This is a genomic window from Aureimonas phyllosphaerae (assembly GCF_900113065.1).
In the GTDB taxonomy this organism is placed as follows: domain Bacteria; phylum Pseudomonadota; class Alphaproteobacteria; order Rhizobiales; family Rhizobiaceae; genus Aureimonas; species Aureimonas phyllosphaerae.
In genome coordinates, this window is the sequence record NZ_FOOA01000010.1 from 1 (window position 1) to 19,517 (window position 19,517).

General features: G+C 66.7%; 22 protein-coding genes. 5 read left to right on the forward strand and 17 right to left on the reverse strand.

Annotated elements, in window-relative coordinates; translation table 11 throughout:
* The 14 genes from BM175_RS13025 to BM175_RS13090 all read right to left on the reverse strand — a co-directional run.
* Positions 1-776: transporter substrate-binding domain-containing protein (locus tag BM175_RS13025; RefSeq protein ID WP_090963715.1), on the reverse strand; the 776-nt coding region annotated here is incomplete at its 3' end.
* 43 nt (positions 777-819) lie between these two features.
* The gene (locus tag BM175_RS13030; protein WP_090963717.1) at positions 820-1,545 is read right to left on the reverse strand and encodes an amino acid ABC transporter ATP-binding protein; all 726 of its coding nucleotides are present in this window, start codon (positions 1,543-1,545) and stop codon (positions 820-822) included.
* 26 nt (positions 1,546-1,571) lie between these two features.
* Positions 1,572-2,246, reverse strand: a complete 675-nt coding sequence (locus tag BM175_RS13035) for an amino acid ABC transporter permease (RefSeq protein ID WP_090963719.1) — start codon at positions 2,244-2,246, stop codon at positions 1,572-1,574.
* A gap of 12 nt (positions 2,247-2,258) precedes the next feature.
* Positions 2,259-2,936, reverse strand: coding sequence for an amino acid ABC transporter permease (locus tag BM175_RS13040; protein ID WP_090963721.1), 678 nt, complete (start codon positions 2,934-2,936; stop codon positions 2,259-2,261).
* Positions 2,933-3,853 (reverse strand): NAD(P)-dependent oxidoreductase, encoded by a 921-nt coding sequence (locus BM175_RS13045; RefSeq protein ID WP_090963723.1) that lies wholly within the window; start codon positions 3,851-3,853, stop codon positions 2,933-2,935. Before BM175_RS13045 ends, BM175_RS13040 begins: the two co-directional genes overlap by 4 nt.
* A gap of 34 nt (positions 3,854-3,887) precedes the next feature.
* Positions 3,888-4,334 (reverse strand): ribose 5-phosphate isomerase B, encoded by a 447-nt coding sequence (gene rpiB, locus BM175_RS13050; protein WP_090963725.1) that lies wholly within the window; start codon positions 4,332-4,334, stop codon positions 3,888-3,890.
* The gene (locus BM175_RS13055; protein ID WP_090963727.1) at positions 4,331-5,143 is read right to left on the reverse strand and encodes a FadR/GntR family transcriptional regulator; all 813 of its coding nucleotides are present in this window, start codon (positions 5,141-5,143) and stop codon (positions 4,331-4,333) included. Before BM175_RS13055 ends, rpiB begins: the two co-directional genes overlap by 4 nt.
* A gap of 331 nt (positions 5,144-5,474) precedes the next feature.
* Positions 5,475-6,383: a hypothetical protein gene (locus BM175_RS13060; RefSeq protein ID WP_090963728.1), complete on the reverse strand. Its 909-nt coding sequence runs from the start codon at positions 6,381-6,383 to the stop codon at positions 5,475-5,477.
* Between the two features lie 90 nt (positions 6,384-6,473).
* Positions 6,474-6,800 (reverse strand): hypothetical protein, encoded by a 327-nt coding sequence (locus tag BM175_RS13065; RefSeq protein WP_090963730.1) that lies wholly within the window; start codon positions 6,798-6,800, stop codon positions 6,474-6,476.
* Between the two features lie 201 nt (positions 6,801-7,001).
* Positions 7,002-7,412, reverse strand: coding sequence for a hypothetical protein (locus BM175_RS13070; protein WP_090963732.1), 411 nt, complete (start codon positions 7,410-7,412; stop codon positions 7,002-7,004).
* A 223-nt stretch (positions 7,413-7,635) separates the two neighbouring features.
* On the reverse strand, positions 7,636-8,271 hold the full coding sequence (locus tag BM175_RS13075) for a hypothetical protein (protein WP_139224623.1): 636 nt from the start codon (positions 8,269-8,271) through the stop codon (positions 7,636-7,638).
* A 211-nt stretch (positions 8,272-8,482) separates the two neighbouring features.
* Positions 8,483-8,854, reverse strand: coding sequence for a hypothetical protein (locus tag BM175_RS13080; RefSeq protein ID WP_090963736.1), 372 nt, complete (start codon positions 8,852-8,854; stop codon positions 8,483-8,485).
* A gap of 375 nt (positions 8,855-9,229) precedes the next feature.
* A complete protein-coding gene (locus tag BM175_RS13085; protein WP_090963737.1) occupies positions 9,230-9,421 on the reverse strand; it encodes a hypothetical protein in 192 nt (63 codons plus the stop codon).
* Positions 9,418-10,020: a hypothetical protein gene (locus BM175_RS13090; protein WP_139224625.1), complete on the reverse strand. Its 603-nt coding sequence runs from the start codon at positions 10,018-10,020 to the stop codon at positions 9,418-9,420. The genes BM175_RS13085 and BM175_RS13090 overlap by 4 nt, the downstream gene beginning before the upstream one ends.
* Positions 10,021-10,249: 229 nt before the next feature.
* On the opposite strand from BM175_RS13090, the gene BM175_RS13095 reads away from it, so the two are divergent.
* Positions 10,250-10,627: a hypothetical protein gene (locus tag BM175_RS13095; RefSeq protein WP_090963741.1), complete on the forward strand. Its 378-nt coding sequence runs from the start codon at positions 10,250-10,252 to the stop codon at positions 10,625-10,627.
* Positions 10,609-11,115 (forward strand): hypothetical protein, encoded by a 507-nt coding sequence (locus tag BM175_RS13100; RefSeq protein ID WP_175526854.1) that lies wholly within the window; start codon positions 10,609-10,611, stop codon positions 11,113-11,115. The genes BM175_RS13095 and BM175_RS13100 overlap by 19 nt, the downstream gene beginning before the upstream one ends.
* A gap of 581 nt (positions 11,116-11,696) precedes the next feature.
* Here the strand turns inward: BM175_RS13100 and gyrB are convergent.
* Positions 11,697-14,147 carry a DNA topoisomerase (ATP-hydrolyzing) subunit B gene (gene gyrB / locus BM175_RS13105; RefSeq protein WP_090963744.1) on the reverse strand — a complete coding sequence of 817 codons (2,451 nt, stop codon included), beginning with the start codon at positions 14,145-14,147 and terminating at the stop codon, positions 11,697-11,699.
* Between the two features lie 198 nt (positions 14,148-14,345).
* Here gyrB and BM175_RS13110 point away from each other — a divergent pair, with 198 nt between their 5' ends.
* Together BM175_RS13110 and rpsU are read left to right on the forward strand one after the other, a co-directional pair.
* Complete coding sequence (locus BM175_RS13110; RefSeq protein WP_090963746.1) at positions 14,346-15,725, forward strand: cytochrome P450; 1,380 nt, start codon at positions 14,346-14,348, stop codon at positions 15,723-15,725.
* Between the two features lie 233 nt (positions 15,726-15,958).
* On the forward strand, positions 15,959-16,213 hold the full coding sequence (rpsU, locus tag BM175_RS13115) for a 30S ribosomal protein S21 (protein WP_055893455.1): 255 nt from the start codon (positions 15,959-15,961) through the stop codon (positions 16,211-16,213).
* A gap of 74 nt (positions 16,214-16,287) precedes the next feature.
* On the opposite strand, the gene BM175_RS13120 is transcribed toward rpsU, so the two are convergent.
* Positions 16,288-17,238, reverse strand: coding sequence for a mechanosensitive ion channel family protein (locus tag BM175_RS13120; RefSeq protein ID WP_244545992.1), 951 nt, complete (start codon positions 17,236-17,238; stop codon positions 16,288-16,290).
* Positions 17,239-17,373: 135 nt separating this feature from the next.
* Positions 17,374-18,402: a cysteine synthase A gene (cysK, locus tag BM175_RS13125; RefSeq protein ID WP_090963748.1), complete on the reverse strand. Its 1,029-nt coding sequence runs from the start codon at positions 18,400-18,402 to the stop codon at positions 17,374-17,376.
* A gap of 272 nt (positions 18,403-18,674) precedes the next feature.
* Here cysK and BM175_RS13130 point away from each other — a divergent pair, with 272 nt between their 5' ends.
* Positions 18,675-19,514, forward strand: a complete 840-nt coding sequence (locus BM175_RS13130; RefSeq protein ID WP_090963751.1) for a GGDEF domain-containing protein — start codon at positions 18,675-18,677, stop codon at positions 19,512-19,514.
* Positions 19,515-19,517 lie beyond the last annotated feature (3 nt).

The window sequence follows — 19,517 nt, forward strand, 5'->3', positions numbered from 1 at the left end:
GGCAGGGCGGAGCCGTGAAAGCGCTGGTAGATCTCGTTGAGCTTGCCGTTCTTGAGGTTGGCTGCGACCCATTCGTCGAGCTTGGCCTTCAGTTCGGGCTCGTTCTTGCGAAGTCCGATGGCGAGATCGAAGGTGCGGATCACGAACTTCGGCTCGTAGGCGAGGTCCGGGTTGCGCTGGCCGATCTGGTTCACAAGCGTCGCGGAGGTCGCCACCATCTTGGCTTGGCCGCTGACGGCCGCCGTCACCATCGTGGCGTCGTCGTCGTAGCGGGTGACGGTGAAACCCTTCTCCGAGGCGAGGCCCGTCAGTTCGGTGTCCTGCGTCGTGCCGCGGGTCACCGTGATCGCCTGGCCGCGAACGTCGTCCCAGCCGGCGATGGTCGACGCCTTCGGCGCGCCGACCACCGACTGGAGCGCGGCATAGGGTTTGGAGAAGTCGATCACCTCAGCGCGCTGAGGCGTGACCGACAGGGTCGAGATCACGATGTCGGCCTTGTTGGTCTGAAGGTTCGGGATGCGCGTCGCGCCCGTGGTCTGGACGAACTCGAGTTCCAGGCCCCAGTCGGCGGCGAGGAGCTTTGCCGTCTCGACGTCGGAGCCCGTCGGCTGGAGGTTGGCGTCCAGCATCCCTGACGGCGGGATCGCCATGTCGGTGGCAATACGGATCTTCTTGGCGGCCATGATGTCGGCAAGCGCATCGGCAGCGGCCGGCGCGACGCCGGCGGCAAGCGTTGCGAGAACCGCGGCAACGGCGGTGAGCGTCTTTAGCTTCATGGAGTTCCTCCCTTGATGCGGCGGGTTCTGGGTCGCCCCGCCGTCACAGTTCTTCGGCGACGAAGTCGCGCAGCTCTGGCGTTGTCGGCCGGTCGAGAATCCCGGCCGGCCCGTGCTCGTGGATGCGACCCTGGTGCATGAACACGACCTGGTCGGCGATGCGCCGGGCGAAGTTCATCTCGTGCGTCACCATGATCATCGTCATGCCGCCGGCGGCCAGACTCTCAATGACGCGCAGGACCTCGCCGGTGAGCTTGGGGTCGAGCGCCGAGGTCACCTCGTCGAAGAGCATGACCTTTGGCTCCATCGCCAGCGAGCGGGCGATCGCGGCGCGCTGCTGCTGGCCGCCCGACAGCTGCTCGGGATACTGGTCCGCCTTCTCGGCAAGGCCCACCTTGGCGAGCACGCCCTCGGCCACTGCCCGCGCCTCTGCCTTCGACATCTTCTTCACCGAGCGGGGCGCCAGCATGATGTTCTCGGCGATCGTCAGGTGCGGGAAGAGGTTGTAACTCTGGAAGACGATGCCGACGTCCTGCCGCAGCCGCCTGAGGTCGAGCTTGGGGTCGTCGACCCGGTGGCCGCAGACCTCGATCTCGCCGCTGTCGATCACCTCCAGCCGGTCGATGCAGCGCAGCGCCGTGGACTTGCCCGAGCCGCTCGCCCCGATCAGCGCGACAACCTCGCCCTTCTCGACAAAGAACGAGACGCCGTGCAGCACCTGGACGGACCCGAAGCTCTTCCTGACGTCCTTGAGGGCGACGATGGGCATGGCTGTATCCTGGGTGGGAGCCGCGGTCATGCCGACAGCGCCTTGAGGGTGCGAAGACGCGCCGCGCCGCGCTGCTCCAGGCGGCGGCTGAGAAGCGACACCGGGTAGCAGAGGCAGAAGTAGAGAGCGGCGACGATCACGTAGATCAGGAAGGGCTCGAAGATCGAGTTGTTGATCAGCTGCCCCGCGCGCGCGAGTTCCACGAAGCCGACCACGGAGGCGAGCGAGGTGTTCTTAATGATCTGAACGCAGAAGCCGACGGTCGGCGGCGTCGCGATGCGGATCGCCTGCGGCAGGATCACCTGGAACATCCGGCTGGTCTTCGAAAGCGCCAGACATTCGGCCGCTTCCCACTGGGCTTTCGGCACCGACTGGAGGCAGCCGCGCCAGATCTCGCCGAGATAGGCGCCGACATAGATCGTCAGCGACAGACCGGCCGCCAAGAGCGGTGAGATCGAATAGCCAAGCGTCGGCAGACCGAAATAGGTGATGAAGAGGATGATGAGGAGCGGCGTGCCCTGCACCACCGTGACGTAGGCGCCGGTGACGACCCGCAGGGCACGCCAGGGCGCAGTGCGGCCGAGCGCGACGAGGAAGCCGACGACGGCTCCGCCGACGAAGGCCATCAGCGACAGGACGAGCGTCCACAGGGCGCCGGTGAGGAGGAACTGGAGGTGGCCGAGATTGACGGCGGTGTTCATGGCCGCGTCCCCCTACAGTGCCGTTCCGAGGCGTCGCAGCCGCGGAAAGATGAGGAGGCCGAAAAGCCAGAAGACGAGGCGCATCACGAGCGACAGCGCGAGGTAGAGGACGGCGGCGACAAGGAAGGTCTCGAAGGGGCGGTAGGTCTCGGACTGGATGAAGTTGGCGGCGGCCGTCAACTCCTCGACGGAGATCTGCGAGGTGACGGAAGAGGCCAGCATTAGGAGGATGAACTGGCTGGTGAGCGAGGGGTAGACGCGCTCCATCGCCGGGCGCAGTGCGACGTGCCAGTAGGCCTTGGTCTTCGACAGGCCAAGGCACTCGGCCGCCTCCCACTGTCCTCGATGCACGGAATCGAAGCCGGCGCGCATAATCTCGGCCGTGTAGGCGCCGACATTGATGGTCAGCGCGATGATCGCGACGGTAACGGCGGAGAACGAGAAGCCGAGGCTTGATAGCCCGAAATAGACGACGAAGATCTGCACGAGGAACGGCGTATTGCGGATGCTCTCGATGTAGATGCCCGCTGCCCTGGATGCCCAACTCAGGCTTGACCGGCGGGCGATCGCGCAGATTGTGCCGATCAGAAATCCGGTCAGCGTCGTCACGGCCGCAAGCTGGATGGTGAGGAGCAGACCGTCCTGCAGCATCTGCCAGCGGGCAAAGATGGCGGTGAAATCGAGGCTCATGGCCGCCCGTCCGGCGCGCCGGCGGCGCGCTGCCCGGTCATTCGGTCGTAGACGCGGAACAGGGCCTGGTTGCCGTTGGCGCCCTCGCCATGCGCCTTGGCCTCGAGATACTGCGTGGTGACGAGCGAGGTCGCAGGCAGCGGCACCGAGCGCGCCTGCGCCATCTCGAGCGTCAGGCGCAGGTCCTTCAGCATCAGGTCGATGCGAAAGCCCGCTCCGGCGTCTCCCGCGATCATCGCGGGGCCGAGCTTGTCGAGCATCCAGGACGAGGCCGAGCCGCCTAGGAGCACGTCGCGCATCTGGTCGAGATCGACCCCGCAGGCGCGGCCGAGCGCCAGCGCCTCGCAGATGGCCTGAAGGTTCACGCCGCAGACGAGCTGGTTGCAGAGCTTCACCGTCTGGCCGGCGCCGCTGGCGCCCACGTGCGAAATCGTCGTGCCCATGGCGGACAGGACCGGCCGGACACGCTCGAAGGCCTCCGCGTCGCCCCCCACCATGATCGAGAGCGTCGCGTTCTTCGCACCGATCGGGCCGCCCGATACGGGCGCGTCGAGCATGGAGATGCCGGAGGCGGCCAGACGTTCCGCCATGGTGCGGGTCGCGGCCGGCGAGATCGTGCTCATGTCGACGAGGACGGTGCCCGGACGCATCGTCTCGACGAGACCGCCCACGCCGAGGGCCACCTCCTCGACATGCGGGGTATCGGGCAGCATGGTGACGACGACGTCCGCGCTCGCGCCGACATCCGCCACGCTCAACGCGGGCCGGGCCCCGATCGTCGCTAGGGCTTCGACGGCCGCCGGATCGATGTCGTGGGCGGTGACTGCATACCCCGCCTCGACCAGGATGCGCGCCATCTCGCGGCCCATCGTGCCGAGGCCGACGAAGCCGACCCGCATCGCGTCTGTGTCGTTCATCCCTGACCTCCTCCCGAAGCCGTCGTCCGATGGGTCAGTCCGCGGTTTCGAGCTGGGCGAGCTTGTCGACGCGGCGCACGAAGTCCTCGTTGCGGTCGAACTCGGCGGCGAAGAAGGCGTCGACGAGGTCGTTGGCGAGCCAAGGGCCGACGATTTGGGCCCCGATGCACATGACATTGACGTCGTCGTGCTCCACCGACTGGTGGGCCGAATGGACGTCGTGGCAGACGGCGGCGCGGATGCCGCGGATCTTGTTGGCCGCGATCGCGGCGCCGACGCCGGTGCCGCAGACGAGAAGGCCGCGCTCGGCCTCCTTGCCGCGCACCTTGTCGCAGACGAGGCGGGCGATGTCGGGGAAGTCGACGGGGTTCGGATCGAAGCTTCCCACGTCCTCGATCTCGTGCCCCCCGGCCCTCAGATGGTCGATCACCTGAGCCTTCAGCGGAAAGCCGGCGTGGTCGCTGCCGATGACGATCTTCATGGATGGGTCCTTGCGTTCGGGTCGTTCGATGGGACGGCAGGCGAGGCTGCGCCTCGGCGCTCCCCCATCCGGTGTGCGGTCTCGAGCATGGTCGCCCGGCGCCGGAACTCGGCACCGATCTCGAAATGGCGGGTGAGGAGGTCGTCGGCCTTCGGTACGTCGCGATCGACGATCGCGGAGAAGATGAGCCGGTGGTGGTCGATCAGGAACTCGTCGATCCCCTCGATCCGCATGATCTGCTCACGGCGGTCGAGATGCGAGCGCATCATCAGAGCCGAGAGGGAGCCGTAGATGCTGACGAGCGTCGGCGAATGGGCGGCACGTACGATCGCCTCGTGGAAGCAGAAGTCGGCGGCGCCGCCCGCCTCGACGTGATGAATGGTCTCGGCGATCAGCTTCAAGGCGTCGGCGATCCGGTCGAGATCGGGCTGCGTCGCCCGGCGGCAGGCGAGACGCACGGCATGGTGCTCGATCGCGATGCGCGCTTCCATGATGTCGTCGATGACATCGGCCTGCTGCGCCAGCACGAAGGAGAAGAACTCGCCGAGGGTCGAGACGTCCGGCCGCTTCACGATCGTGCCGACGCCATGGCGGATCTCGACGGCGCCGATCATCGCGAGGGCGCGAAGCGCTTCGCGCAGCATGGGGCGGCTGACGTTGAGCCGGGCCGACAGCTCACGCTCGGGCAGGAGGCAGTCGCCGGTCTTCAACTGGCCCGACAGAAGCTGCTCGCGCAGGAACGAGACGACGCGCTCGTAGCCGCTTAGGGTGTCGGTGTCGCCGCGCGTGATGGAAACGTCACTGCTCATCAGGTGATCCGTCCGTGGTCAGACCACTTAGTGATAAGTGTTCTCTCTTGTCAATGTGGGAGCGGGCGAGCGATTACTGGGAAGGGTGCGAAACTCGATAGCCATTTGGGCAGGCTACGCAGCCTATGGATATCTGAGCAAAATGAGCTTCGGGATAGCGATTGGCAAATCTTTGCCGCACATTTCCATGTCTGCTTGTAGTCGGTAGCAGCATGCTTGCTGGTAGATATGCGGGCTATGCTGCCGAACGTATCGTCGCGACGGCTGGCCGCGATGTGGTCCTCCTTCGCCTCTCATTCGCTCCCCACCAATCGGCAGATCCCTTTGCTGCTCAGACCCACCGGGCGCTCAAGCGCACCCACTTGCGCTCCGGCGTGCAGATCTCGACGCTCGTGATGTCCGTCGGGTCGCTGCGAACCTCATAGGTCCGCGTTTCACCCCAACTCTCAACCAGCTCCGGGACCGCCTCGCTCCAATAGGTACGCCCACCCCAGGACACGCCGCGTGGGCCGATCGCGCGAAACCTGTCAGCACGAAAGAGGCCACCCGGCGCATCGGCAGGCACGAACCGCGGAACGAAGCCGACTGCGGCCTCATGCCAAAGGTCGAGGGGTGAGCGCTCGATCCCGGGAATGGGGACGGCGTTGTAACGGTCGACGATCCAGCGGCGCAGCCGTCTTTCGACGTCCCCCAGCGGAACCTCTTCCCCATCGGGCAGACGGCCCGCGAGCATGTGCGTGATCGCGGATCGACCCTCTTGCACAGGGTCGACACCGATCCCCGTCTCCTGCGACCAGCGGTCTGCGAGGTCACCGACCATGGGCTCGTAATCCTCGTGCCGCACGATCTCGATGCCGAGCGCCTGTCGAAAGAGACGGACAGGCGCCGGTACTAGGTCATGCCTTGCATGGACGAAGACACGGTCCGCCACGCCTTCGCAGGGCCAGTACCCAGCCGCGCCGAACTCCGCTGCGTCCCGGGGCAGGAAGGCGTCGGCGAGGCATCGCAGCACGTCGCCGTAGCTGACGCCGTCCTGTGCGAGGTGGACGCCGGCGACCATGAGTGTGCGGCGGCAGATCACCAGGACCGCGACAGGCCGCCCGACCCAGCCGTCGGAGGCTTGGCCTACCGCAGGGGCGGTGGCGCGCAGCTCCATGGCGAAGGCGCCGACCGTCAGCTCCGCCATCGGCGCCGGACGCGTGGCCTGGGCATCGTCGGCGATGCCGTGGAACATCGTCATGATCCCTCCTAATGGATTGCGAGGCGTCTTGGTTTGCCCGGCCATGGAGGTGATCCTGTTCGCGTCCGGTTTCGTCGATCGGCGAGAGCGCTAGCCGTTCGCCCGGGCTTCGGCCGCGTTCGTCATCCGGACCGCAGCCTCGATCATGCCCATGTGCTCCGCGTACGTCGTGAGCAGGATCGACTCGAGCAGCGCGAGCGTGCCCTTAGCCGCGGTCTCCCGGTTCAGCCCCTCGTCCTCGATGGCGGCGATGGCGGCGTCGACACGGGCCTTGATGCGTTCGTATGTGGATCCTTCGCCGAGGAACGTGTCCTCGCCATCGCCCTCGTCCAGCTCGAACGCGACCATGTCGCGGTCGGCCTGCTGGAGCGCCTCTATAGCGAACCAGACCTCATCCTCGTGCTCGATCTCAGTCATGCCTTCTCTCCGTCCTGTGCCGCACAACGCGTCGACAAAGGGCTCCCCGGTCTCGCCGCTTCCGCAAGCCGCCAGAAAACTTTTCCGGCCTGGGGGCCTCAGTCCGTCACATGCAGTCAATCACGTCGCAGCCGATGCCTCGCGGATCAGGCCGAGCCTACGCCCCGCAGCCGCGAGCGGGGAACGCTTAGAGCCAGCCCCCTATGCCGCAAGCGCCTTCCGCTCCTGCTCGGCATCGAACAGCGAGAACATGAGGTTGCCGATCGAGCCTATCAGCATCCCGTATCGGTACTGGACCTCGTCGCTCAGCTCGTCGAAGCCCGCCAGCTTGTTCTCGTAAATCGTCAGCAGCGACGAGATGGTCGTGTACGTCCCGCTCGCGGGATGGGGCGCGAGGTAGCTGAAGTCCTCGTTGTTGATCCGGATGCGGAGGTCGGCGTTCGCCGGATCGGTCAGGTCGACGTCGAGCCGATCCTCCAGGATCCTTGCCACGCCGACCCAGGGGTCCGCTCCCTCGTCGGCCGAGTAGACGCCCTTGACCTCGAACATCTCCTTCATGGTCTCGTCGCCGATCAGGAGGATGTGGCTGCGGCTGCGGTGTGCGTTCGTCATTTGGTGTTCCTCACGCTGGTAACGGGTCAAAATGTTCCGAGGTCGGGGGTGGGCGCACGGCGGTCAGCGGGCGCGGTTGGTCAGCGTCCGAATGAATTTGGGACCCTGCGTGACCGGCCGCCGCCACCTGTTCTCGGTCAGGATACCGCTCGAATGTTCGGCGCGGCTGCCAAGACATCGGATCGATGGATCGTCACGGCAGGTTCGCTTGTCGCTTAGCGTGTCAGGCGGCCATCGCTCCGCAGGACTGCCGATACCTTCCGCATTCGACGCCGAACCGCTGGACGAGCGGCCCGTCCCCTGGAAGGTAGACGAACGAAGGCATCCTGTACGCCGTGAGAATGCCATAGCCGGACGCCGCCGCAGGCGCGGGTTCGACATCGACGCTACCGCCGTAGACCTTCGACAGGTTCTTGGCGACACGCCACAGTTCGTCGTCGAGCCCGAAAGGGGCATTCATCGGTACGAAGACCTGTGTCAGGACCAGACCGCCGGCCAACGTGAAGACGACTTCCGGGTTGCGGTCGGACCGCAGCGTCTCGTCGACGACCTGCCTGATCGCAAAGTACGGCATCGAGTCGCTGATGCGCATCTCGTCTGACAGCGAACGCTTCTCTTCGAGGTTGGCGAGTCCGCGTATGTCCAAGGGACGGTTCCTCACCATCTTGCAAAGCGCCCGGCGTAGCTCCGCCGCCGTGTCGATCGTGCCCGTCACGCGGTTCTCCGGTTTCTTCCGTGCGAGTTCCTGTCGCGCCTGCCTTGGCAAGCCGTCATCGACGACAGCGCGGCGCCGAACGGCAACCCTCCTCGTCGGAATGCGGACCCGATCCTCTGCCAACTTCCCCTCCCCTGCGTTCATGGTTCACTTCACGCCTTTCCCGCCTCGAACCGATGACGGTTCGAGAACATTTGATCCGAAGCGGACGGTCCGCTCTTCGTCGCGGAAGGCCAATTGGGTTTCGAATGGCCGCGCGCGGCCGAGCGATTGGACTGCGATGCCGTTTTGGTCGGACGCTCACTGACCGGGCGGTCCGATGCGGCGGTCCCGCCAAGACGGGACGCCTTGACGGCTAAGCCGCCATGGGTCTCGGGAAGCGCTCTTTCCAGCCGATGGATCTCATCAGGTTCCCGATCATCCACATGAGCATGGCCAAGCGGGACGGGATCTCGCCGGTCCACGTGGCCCAGTCACGCGGCACGTTTTCGTAGACTGCGAGCAGGGACGAAATCGTCGTGAAGGTTCCGGTTTCCGGATCCGGCGCGAGGAAGGTGAAGTCCTCGTCGTTGACGATGATGGCGACGTCCGCGTTCGCGGGATCGGCGAGGTCGAGGCCCAGCCGTTCCTCCAGGATCCTCGCCACCCCGACCCAGGGGTCCTCGCGCCCTGCCGCCAAGTAGGCGCCCCTGGCCGCGAACATGGCTTCCCTCGTCTCCTCATCCAACGTCAGCTGGTGCAGGCGCGTTCGTCTGTTCGGCACGTGAGGCTCCTTGCGACTTCGATCACTGCAAAAATGGTTCCCCGGGTCGGAGGCGGGCGCAAGTATGTGGACAGGAATTTTTTCCGGGCTGATCGATGGAGGCGGTCGTTTGCCCCCGTCGGGAGCTTGTTGCCTCGACCGCCGGTTGGGAGATTGCCCTCCATACAGGGATGGCGCGCATGCCAGGCAGGCTGAGCGTCATCTTCCCGTGATCAGCCGTGGCCAAAGGATTCAGCCGTCCGGCGAAGGGTGCCGTCGATCGGAAATGTTTTCCGAGCCAGGCAACGCCTACGAGTTCCGCGCTGTCGATCGAGAGCGGCAACGCTAGGCGTTCAGTCCTTATACCTTGCGGACCGAACGGGATGCCGTCGGCATGCGGTCGGCCAGCATCCGCGCGAGTTCGCAAACCTGCGCTTCGGATGGCCGCCATCCCCTCTCGCGCAGCATGTCGCCCAGCCGTTGGAGGGCGTCGATCTCTTCATCCGACCGATCGCTCCTGCCGACCGGCTCGCATGCCGTCTCGCGCGTCAAGCCGCCACCCGTTCACGGGACTGCTGGAACTTGCCGCACTCGACGCCGAAGCGTTCGATCAGCGGCCAGTCGTTCGGTCCGTAATACCCCGGAGGCATTCGGAACGCCTCGAGGATGCCGAAGCCGTAGGCGCTGGACGGCGCCGGCGTCAGCCAGACCTTCCCGCCATGGAGGACGGACGCGTCGCCTGCCACCTTCCAGAGCTCGTCTTCGATGGCAAGGTCGCCATCCGCCGGCACGTGGATCTGCCCCAACACCTGCCCGCCGCCCAGGATGAAGACGACCTCCGGCTTGTCGCCCGAACGCAGCACGGCGCCGATCGCATTGTGGATATCGAGATTTGAGATCGACGCCGCGAGATCGAACTTTTTGTGCACGTGCCGGACCTCGTAGTGCACGTTGAAATTCCCCGCTTTCAGTGCGGCGGCGAGCGCGTCGCGGAGTTCGTCGATCGTTTCGATCTTGTCTGCCATGGGGCGTTCCTCGGTCCGTTTCCGACGGTCGATCGGGACCGCCGAAAAATGCTGATGGCAAAAAATCGGGAGCGCAAGCGGGTGGACGAAACGTGAACGGTCCTGAAGAAACGGAGCGCCGCCCACTCGTCGTGTTCCGGGGCATGGAGGCGTTGGCTGCGGGATACGCATCGCCTCTTCGTCCGGTCGAGCGCTCGCATCGGAAGGTTTAAGCAGAGGCGGCCGATCCGGACGCGAGCGCGGTCGGAGGAACGGTTTCGAAGTCCGATCGCGTCAGCTGGGGCTTGCGGGCTCATCCGATCCGGGGGACCGTTTTGATGTCGCACTGAGAAGCGCTCAGGAGGAGGTACAAGGAATGGCCGAAAGGACTCGCAACGGCGCTGAAGGATCCAGCCGCCATGCCGATGACGGTGGCCAACGCGCTTGGTTCGCCTTCGGCAATGACTGGAGGTGCGATCTCGTTGGCATCGGCCCGGATACCCCCGTCAGGTGGGTGCTGGACCGCGACAAGAAGGCGATCATCTGGCTCAATCTGCACGAGGTCGAAGACGGCCCCTGGGTTCTGGGCACGGTGGCCGAAGGGAAGGATTTCGAGCGGAAGCTGCTACGGGATCACCCCGGGCTGCTCGACCGCGACGAGTGCCCTGGCGTTACGATGAGCGACACGTTTCCCGCTTGGGCGCACGCGGTCCACGACTTGCGTGACGACGGCCGTTGGGAGTTCGTACGCTGATGGTCGTCATCCCGTTCATTGGGTCCTCGAAAGTTCCGCCCGAGGTAGAGTTGCCCCTCGAGGTGGAAGAGAGCGACGTTGAGGGTCGCTACGTTTCCGTCGGCAAGTGGCAGCACTTCTTCGACGACCGGCCGACCTGGTCCGAAATCCGATGGGTGTTCGATCGGGAGGACTGGTCCGTCGCGTTCCTGGAGATCCTGAACCCGGTCACCCTAGGATGGGTCCGCGGCACCAAGGAGGAGGCATCGAGCGTCGAGATCGACCTGACCGAGAACGACCCGCGCTTCCTGAGCGACCTCGACGAATGGGGGCTGTCCCAATCCGACGAGATGCCAGATTGGCCATGCATGGGGGCGGAACTGAAGGCGCGCGCCGAACTCGTGGAGATCGAGCGGCTGGAAGAAAGAAGGCGGTGCAACGCGGTCCGGCTTCGGCTCCCGGAGGGCCCGGAGGTGCGGACGGTGAGCATTCGGTTCGTCGGCCCCTGACGAGGTCTGGACGGAACGCAGGCTGTCGGCGCTGGCCATTAGGATCGTGAATGCGGACGCGGCTGAGTGCTTGGCGGCAGCCTCCAGCTTGCGTCGGCCGATCACCGTAGCTGTCCCCCACCGCACCGCCACTGTTCGTATAAGGGGCCGCCGACCGCGAACGGTTGAGGTGTCCCCACCCGCATCCGCAGACGGCTTTTGGCTGGTTCCTCGTCGAAAAATCCCGGGAGTTCGGCTCTCGGTCGATCCATTCCAAGCGCTCTTGCGTGCCTTTTACCCATAAATCCCGCAGAGCAAAATGCGGGATTTATGGGTGTTTGGCGGTCGAAAACGCGCAAATGCGGGATTTATGGGGGTGCTCTGCGGGCTTTATGGGGGTGAATGCGGGATTTATGGGGTAGGCGACACCTGTCAAGGAAAAGCCAGGACGCAGATCCCCGCCATCGCTGGCGGATGGTTGCCGTCCGATCCGCCGAGCCATTCGCAAAACCGCTCGCGAATGCCCTGGAGCGTCTTCTCCCGGCGTCCGACGGAGTTAAAGGACGTCCCACTCCGCCGAACTTCACGGCACCGACCGCCCGTCAGATGTCGAGGTTTGCGACCTGCAGCGCGTTTTCTTGGATGAACTCGCGGCGCGGCTCGACCTCGTCGCCCATCAGGCGGGAGAAGAGCTGGTCGGCGTCGGTGGCGTCGGCGATCTTGACCTGGAGGAGAGAACGGACCTCGGGGTCGAGGGTCGTCTCCCACAGCTGCTCGGGGTCCATCTCGCCGAGGCCCTTGTAGCGCTGGAGGGACAGGCCCTTGCGGCCGACCTCGAAGACGGCGTTGAGAAGGTCGAGCGGCCCCGTCAGGGCGCGCTCGGTCTCCTTGCGCTTCAGGACCGGCGGCGTCTCGTAGATCTCGCCGAGACGGCCCGCCAGGCGATGCAGCGCGATCGCGTCGGCCGACTGGACGAGGCCGGCATCCAGCGCCTGCACCTCGAGCACGCCGCGCACGGTGCGCTGGAAGCGGTAGCCGCCCTCGCCGTCCGCCTCGCCGATCCAGCCGCGTTCGGTCTCCTCGGCGACGGCATCGAGCGCCTTGGCAATCCGGTCGGCCATCACTTCGGCCTCGCCGCGGTTCTCGGCGACCGAGGGGCTGAGCGCGCCGGCGATCGCCGCCTGCTCGACCACGGGCCGCGCATAGCGGGAATGAAGGACGTTGAGGATCTGGCGCACCTGAAGCGCGTCGTCCACCGCCGCACGCAGATCGCGGCCCCGGCGCGCCTCACCGCTGGCGAGCGTCAGGACGGCGTCCTCGAGGCCGCCGTCGATCAGGTAGTTCTCGAGCGCCTTCTCGTTCTTCAGGTACTGGCTCTGCTTGCCGCGCGTCACCTTATAGAGCGGCGGCTGGGCGATGTAGACGTAGCCGCGCTCGATGAGCTCGGGCATCTGCCGGAAGAAGAAGGTGAGGAGCAGCGTGCGGATGTGAGCGCCGTCGACGTCGGCGTCCGTCATGATGATGATCTTGTGGTAGCGCAGCTTGTCGGCATCGAACCCGTAGGTCGAGCCCTCGAAGGTGCCGATGCCGGTCCCGAGCGCGGTGATCAGCGTGCCGATCTGGTCCGACGAGATCATCCGGTCGAAGCGCACGCGCTCGACATTGAGGATCTTGCCGCGAAGCGGCAGGATGGCCTGGTTCTGGCGCGAACGCGCGCCCTTGGCCGAGCCGCCGGCCGAATCGCCCTCGACGATGAAGATCTCGCTCTTCGCCGGATCCTTCTCCTGGCAGTCGGCGAGCTTGCCGGGCAGGGTCGAGACGCTCATCACGTCCTTGCGCACGGTCTCGCGCGCCTTGCGCGCAGCCTCGCGAGCGGCGGCCGCCTGGACCATCTTGCCGACCACGGTGCGCGCATCGGACGGGTGTTCCTCGAACCAAGAGCCGAGCGCCTCGTTCATCGCGCTTTCCACCACGGGCCGCACCTCGGACGAGACGAGCTTGCCCTTGGTCTGGGACGAGAACTTCGGATCGGGCACCTTGACCGAGAGGACGCAGGTCAGCCCCTCGCGGCAATCGTCGCCGGTCGGCTGCACCTTCTCCTTCTTGAGCTGGCCGGAGCTTTCGGCATAGCCGATGACCTGCCGGGTCAGGGCGCCGCGAAAGCCCGCCATGTGCGTGCCGCCGTCGCGCTGGGGAATGTTGTTGGTGAAGCACAGGACGTTGTCCTGGTAGCTGTCGTTCCACCAGAGCGCGGCTTCCACCGTGATGCCGTCGCGCTCGGTCTTCACGGTGATCGGCTCGGCGATCAGCGGCTTGCGGGCGCGGTCGAGGTATCGCACGAAGGCCTCGAGGCCGCCCTCGTAGAACAGCTCGTTGCGCTTCTCGTCGGCATGGCGCTTGTCGGCGAGCACGATGCGCACGCCCGAGTTCAGGAAGGCGAGCTCGCGCAGGCGGTGCTCCAGCGTGCCGTAGTCGAAGGTCGTCACGCCCTTGAAGGTGTCGGTCGAGGGCAGGAAGGTGATCGCGGTGCCCGTCTCGTCGCCCGCCTCGCCCGTCACCTCCAGCGGCGCATCGGCGACGCCGTGGGTGAAGCTCATCTCGTGGATCTTGCCCTTGCGGCGGATCTTCATCTTCAGCCACACCGACAGCGCGTTGACGACCGAGACGCCAACGCCGTGAAGACCGCCCGAGACCTTGTAGGAGTTCTGGTCGAACTTACCGCCGGCGTGGAGCTGGGTCATGATGACCTCGGCCGCCGAGACGCCTTCGGAGGAATGGATGTCGGTCGGAATGCCGCGACCGTTGTCGGTCACGGTGCAGGAACCGTCGGCGTTGAGCGTGACGGTGACGAGCGTCGCGTGGCCGGCGAGCGCCTCGTCGATCGCGTTGTCGACCACCTCGTAGACCATGTGGTGGAGGCCGGACCCGTCGTCCGTGTCGCCGATATACATGCCGGGACGCTTGCGGACCGCATCGAGACCCTTCAGCACCTTGATGGAATCGGCGCCGTACTCCGCGGGCACGCCGGGGTTCGTCTCGAAGGCTTCTGACATGATGTTCCTGTGGTGACGCGGAAGGGAGCCGAAAAAGGCTCCGCCCGCCCTGCAGTCGTGCCCGTCGGGGCCTTCTGGATATAATGGTTTCCGCCCCCGAATCCAAGCTTTTCAGCGCTTTCGCTGATCCCGGCGGCCTTACATCGACACCGCAGGGTTCCCATCTCAGCCCTTCCGATCCACCGAAGCATCGTCCTGATGTCCGCGCTTTCCGACCCCTTCCTCGCGCCCGCCCCGCGCCCCCAGCCGCGACCGCTCTCGACGCCCGCCTTCATCTGGACGGCGATGCGCAACCCGATCGAGATCTGGGGCGAGCGGGCCTATCGCGAGAGGGTCCTGCGCAACGACTGGCTGCGCGTGCCCACCGTCATCGTCAACGACCCGGCCACGATCCGGCACTGCCTCGTCGACAACGCGGCGAACTATGCCATGCAGCCGCTGCGCCAGCGCGTGCTGCGGCCGATGCTGCGCGACGGGCTTCTTACCGCCGAGGGCGAGCTCTGGCGCCGCACGCGCCGGGCGATGGCGCCGGTCTTCACGCCGCGCAATGTCGGCGGGCTCGCCGCCATCATGGCCACGCGCTCGCAGGCCTTCGCCGAAGCGCTCGAGCAAAGCGAAGCGGATGCGCCGCGCGACGTCGCGAACGAGATGACGCTTCTCACCTACGACATCCTGCAGGCGACCCTCTTCACCGACGCGATCGCCGGCGAGCCGGCCGAGTTCGCGCGCGCGATGGACGACTTCCTCCACCGGATGGGACGGATCGACCCGCTCGACCTTCTCGACGCGCCGGCCTTCCTGCCGCGGGTCGGCCGCCTCCTCGGCCACCGCTCGACGACCTATTTCCGGCGCCTGATCACCGAGACGGCCGAGCGCCGCCGCGCCCTGATCGCCGCCGATCCGACATCCGCGCCGCGCGATCTCCTGACGCTTCTGCTTCAGACCGAAGGCCTGTCGGCCTCCGAGGTCGAGGACAACATCATCACATTCATCGGGGCGGGCCACGAGACCACGGCGCGCGCGCTCGGCTGGACGCTCTACCTCCTCGCCAGCGCGCCCATCGAGCGCGACAAGGTCGAGCGGGAGCTCGACGAGCAGTTGCCGGGCCTGCCCGATCCGCGCGAATGGGCCGACGCCCTGCCCCGGACGCGCGCCGCGCTGGAGGAGGCCATGCGCCTCTATCCGCCCGCGCCCTCGCTCAATCGCATGGCGATCGAGGCCGACACGGTGGCGGGCATGGAGGTGCCGGCCGGCGCCTCCCTCCTCGTGATGCCCTGGCTCGTCCACCGGCACGAGGCGCTGTGGGAGCGGCCCGGCCATTTCCTCCCCGACCGCTTCGCGCCGGAGAATCGCGGGCGGATCGACCGCTACCAGTACATTCCCTTCGGCGTCGGCCCGCGCGTGTGCATCGGCGCCTCGTTCGCCCTTCAGGAAGGCGTGATCGCGCTCGCCTGCCTGATGCGGACGTTGCGCTTCGAATACGTCGGCGCCCGGCCGCCCCACCCCGTGCAGAAGATCACCGTGCAGCCGCGCGGCGGACTACCGATGCGGGTGACGCGGCGTCGAAAGTCGCTTTGACGCGGCGCAATCGATGATCGCCGTGCGGGTGGACCTTGATTTTGGCGGCGAAAGGGGCCATTGACACGCGATCGTTTGCCTGCCGACCGCGACGGACGTGGCTTCTCCTTTCGGGGAAGAGCCCCGAGCCTTTCGGCTCCGCCGCCGACGGACGAATGAATGTAGAACCGCCGGGCCAGCCCGGACATCAACCCACGGGGTCTCGCACCCCGGCCCGTATCGAAAGGATGCCCATGAAGGTCGACGTTCGCGACAACAATGTGGAACAGGCGCTGCGCGCTCTGAAGAAGAAGCTCCAGCGTGAGGGCGTCTTCCGCGAAATGAAGGAGCGCCGGGCTTACGAGAAGCCGTCCGAGCGTCGCGTTCGCGAGAAGCAGGATGCCATCCGCCGCACCCGCAAGGCCGCTCGCAAGCAGGCCCAGCGCGAGGGTCTGCTGCCGGCGCCGAAGAAGGCCGTCCGTCCGGGCGCTCCGTCCCGCGGGGCCTGAAGCCTGATCGATCGAATGGAAAAAGGGGCGGCGGATCGCAGGATCCGCCGCCCTTTTCGTTTGATCCTCCGCCTTCACCCCTTCGCGGTGGTGACGACGCCTTGGCTCGGCGCTTCCGGCCGGTCGTTGACGAGCGTGGAATTGGCGGCCGGCGCCTCGTCCTGCCCGAGATAGCGCGAGGGATCGTTGTCGGCCGGCACGATGCGCTGGATCGCCCTCGGCTCCTGCCCTTCGCCGAACCGCTCGAGAAACCGGGTGCGGATCGCCTCGGCGATGCGCCGCTGGGCGGTGGCCGTCTCGCCTTCCGTAACGCGCCCGCGCAGCACCAGGATCTGCGCATCCACCGTCAGCTGGTCGAGAAAGGCGACGGGCTCGCTCAGCCGTCCGTCCGCGCCCTCCTGTTGCCACGCCTCGATCAGCACCTGGCGCGCCGCCTCGAACGGCATGTCGCGCGGCACGGTCACCGCCCAGGCGAGGAGCCGCGAGGCGGCGCGCGAATGGTTGCGCATCCAGACGTTCCAGAGCGTCGAATTCGGGGCGAACACGAAGAGGCCGTCGAAGGTCTCGAGATGCGAGACGAACAGGCCGATCTCGTGGACGCGCCCCGCGAAGGTCTGCGTCTCGATATAGTCGCCGACACGGAACGGGCGCAGCCACAGGAGCATGATGCCGGCCGCGATGTTGGTGAGCGTTCCCTGGAGGGCTAGGCCGACGGCAAGGCCCGCGGCGCCCAGCACCGCGAGCAGCGAGGTCATCTGCACCCCGACCTGCCCCAGCGCGATGATCAGCGTCAGGATGATGACGACATAGCGCACGATCGCCACGAGCGGCTCGCGCACGGTCTGGTCGATCTTGGCCGACACGCCGAAGGCGCGGGTGACGAGATTGGCGAGCCGCCCGGCGAGAAAGAAGCCGACCGCAAGGATCAGGATCGCGGCGATGAGATTGGGCAGGAAGGCGGCGGCCTCGGAGGCGAGGCGCGCCAGGAAGGTGTGCGAGGTCTCGAGCGTTTCCTGGATGGGCATTCCGGTCGGTCCATTTCGGCTGGGTCGCAGCGGGCGCGCTCCCTCCCGAAGCACCCATCCCTAGAAAGGACGCACGGCCAAAAAGGAAAGGGCCGCCCGACGGCAGCCCTTTCCGTCAATTCGTTGCATCGGACATCAGATCGACGGCGTGCCGCGCGGCGGCTCCTTCGGCTCGGCCTCGTCGACGAGCCCTTCGAACAGCGCGGTCGAGAGGTATCGCTCGGCGAAGGACGGGATGATCACGACGATCGTCTTGCCGGCGTTCTCCTCTCGCTGGCCGACCCGGATCGCGGCGGCGAGCGCCGCCCCCGACGAAATGCCGACCGGCACGCCTTCCAGACGCGCCACGAGCCGCGCGGTCTCGAACGAGTCCTCGTTGGAGATGGTCACGACCTCGTCGTAGATCTCGCGGTCGAGGATCGGCGGCGCGAAGCCCGCGCCGATGCCCTGGATCTTGTGCGGCCCCGGCGAGCCGCCCGACAGGACGGGCGACGCCTCGGGCTCGACGGCCACCACCTGCAGGCCGGGCTTGCGGCTCTTCAGGACCTGCCCCGTGCCGGTGATCGTGCCGCCCGTGCCGATGCCGGAGACGAAGATGTCGACGTTGCCCGCCGTGTCGTTCCAGATCTCCTCGGCGGTCGTGACGCGATGGATCTGCGGGTTGGCGGGGTTCTCGAACTGCTGCGGGATCACCGCGTTCGGAATCTCGGCCTTCAGTTCCTCGGCCTTGGCGATCGCGCCCTTCATGCCGCGCGCGCCCTCGGTGAGGACGAGCTCGGCACCGAGCAGGCGCAGCATCTTGCGGCGCTCGATCGACATCGTGTCGGGCATGGTCAGGATCAGCTGGTAGCCCTTGGCGGCGGCCGCGAAGGCCAGCGCGATGCCCGTGTTGCCCGAGGTCGGCTCGATCAGGGTGTTGCGGCCGGGCTGGATGGTGCCGGCCGCCTCCAGCGCCTCCAGCATGGCGACGCCGATGCGGTCCTTCACGGACGCGATCGGATTGAAGAACTCGAGCTTGGCGACGAGATGCGCCTTCACGCCCTTCTCGCGCGCCAGCTTGTCGAGACGCACCAGCGGCGTGTCGCCGATCGTGTCGAGGATGGAATCGTAGACCCGGCCCCGGCCATGGGTGCGCGCGGTGCTCTCGCTCGTCGGATTGTCCATGGGATGCGCGTCCTTTTCTCAAGTCGCCCTGCGCCCTGTGCGCATTCGGGGGCAGTGTAGGACGATCCGCGCGCGCGACACAGCCTGCCCCACCCGCGCATCCGGCCCTCGCGGGCAATATTGTGCCCCGGCCGCCGCACGTCGAGGAATGATCTTCGCCCACGGGATAACAACGGCTTGAAATCGCTTCGATTCAATTCGACGCGCCGGCTTCACGCCCCTGCAAGGCGAAGGCGTTAGGCTAGGGGCCAAGACCGCTGCTAGGGCATGCCATGCGACAGACCTCGATCGACGATCTCGTCCGCTTCTCGATGGAGCTTCTCGGCCTCACGCTGACCATGGGCGCGATCATGGTGATCGCCGCCTTCTACGCCTTCGACGGGTTCGGCCTGCCGGCCACGCGCTCGACGCTCCTGTTCTGCCTGCTTGCGCTCTTCGGCTGCGCCCTGCCGCTGCAGATCTATGCCGCCGCGCGCATCGCGGGCCTGCGCCGACAGAACGAGCGGCTGCACCTTGCCGCGACGCGCGACGGGCTGACGCAGGTCCTCAACCGCACGGCCTTCAAGCGCGCGGCCGAGGCCGAGATCGGCGCGACCGGCCGGCGGCGTGCGCGCGACGCCGTCCACCATACGCTGCTGATCATCGATGCCGACCACTTCAAGAAGATCAACGACCGGCTCGGGCACCATGTCGGCGACGAAGCGCTGACGGCGATCGCCGCCACGCTGCGCCGCTCGGTGCGCCAGGACGATCTCGTCGGGCGGCTCGGCGGGGAGGAGTTCGCGATCCTCCTGCGGGACGCGGGGCTGGAGGAGGCGCGGATCGTCGCCGAGCGCCTGCGCCGTGCGATCGAACGGCTGGAGGTCGGCCCGGCCGACCGGCGCACGCGCCTGTCAGTCTCGGCCGGGGGTGTTGCGTTTCGCGGCCCTGTCGCCTTCCAGGCGCTCTACAAGATGGCGGACGCCAACCTCTACCAGGCGAAGCGGACCGGCCGGAACCGCGTGGAGCTCACGCGTCTCGGCGCGCTGGCGCGTGGGGCCACGATCGAGGGCAAGCCGGTGGAGCGGCATCTGCGCGAGGCGAAGGACGCACGCCGCATCGCGGCACGCTGATCG

Bases quoted from the DNA above. Each gene is read 5' to 3' on its own strand.
- BM175_RS13030 (WP_090963717.1), bottom strand. From the start codon at position 1,545: ATGCCCATCGTCGCCCTCAAGGACGTCAGGAAGAGCTTCGGGTCCGTC.
- rpsU (WP_055893455.1), top strand. From the start codon at position 15,959: ATGAAGGTCGACGTTCGCGACAACAATGTGGAACAGGCGCTGCGCGCT.
- BM175_RS13095 (WP_090963741.1), top strand. From the start codon at position 10,250: ATGGCCGAAAGGACTCGCAACGGCGCTGAAGGATCCAGCCGCCATGCC.
- BM175_RS13035 (WP_090963719.1), bottom strand. From the start codon at position 2,246: ATGAACACCGCCGTCAATCTCGGCCACCTCCAGTTCCTCCTCACCGGC.
- BM175_RS13130 (WP_090963751.1), top strand. From the start codon at position 18,675: ATGCGACAGACCTCGATCGACGATCTCGTCCGCTTCTCGATGGAGCTT.
- BM175_RS13040 (WP_090963721.1), bottom strand. From the start codon at position 2,936: ATGAGCCTCGATTTCACCGCCATCTTTGCCCGCTGGCAGATGCTGCAG.
- BM175_RS13060 (WP_090963728.1), bottom strand. From the start codon at position 6,383: ATGACGATGTTCCACGGCATCGCCGACGATGCCCAGGCCACGCGTCCG.
- cysK (WP_090963748.1), bottom strand. From the start codon at position 18,402: ATGGACAATCCGACGAGCGAGAGCACCGCGCGCACCCATGGCCGGGGC.
- BM175_RS13055 (WP_090963727.1), bottom strand. From the start codon at position 5,143: ATGAGCAGTGACGTTTCCATCACGCGCGGCGACACCGACACCCTAAGC.
- BM175_RS13065 (WP_090963730.1), bottom strand. From the start codon at position 6,800: ATGACTGAGATCGAGCACGAGGATGAGGTCTGGTTCGCTATAGAGGCG.
- gyrB (WP_090963744.1), bottom strand. From the start codon at position 14,147: ATGTCAGAAGCCTTCGAGACGAACCCCGGCGTGCCCGCGGAGTACGGC.
- rpiB (WP_090963725.1), bottom strand. From the start codon at position 4,334: ATGAAGATCGTCATCGGCAGCGACCACGCCGGCTTTCCGCTGAAGGCT.
- BM175_RS13070 (WP_090963732.1), bottom strand. From the start codon at position 7,412: ATGACGAACGCACACCGCAGCCGCAGCCACATCCTCCTGATCGGCGAC.
- BM175_RS13120 (WP_244545992.1), bottom strand. From the start codon at position 17,238: ATGCCCATCCAGGAAACGCTCGAGACCTCGCACACCTTCCTGGCGCGC.
- BM175_RS13110 (WP_090963746.1), top strand. From the start codon at position 14,346: ATGTCCGCGCTTTCCGACCCCTTCCTCGCGCCCGCCCCGCGCCCCCAG.
- BM175_RS13075 (WP_139224623.1), bottom strand. From the start codon at position 8,271: ATGAACGCAGGGGAGGGGAAGTTGGCAGAGGATCGGGTCCGCATTCCG.
- BM175_RS13045 (WP_090963723.1), bottom strand. From the start codon at position 3,853: ATGAACGACACAGACGCGATGCGGGTCGGCTTCGTCGGCCTCGGCACG.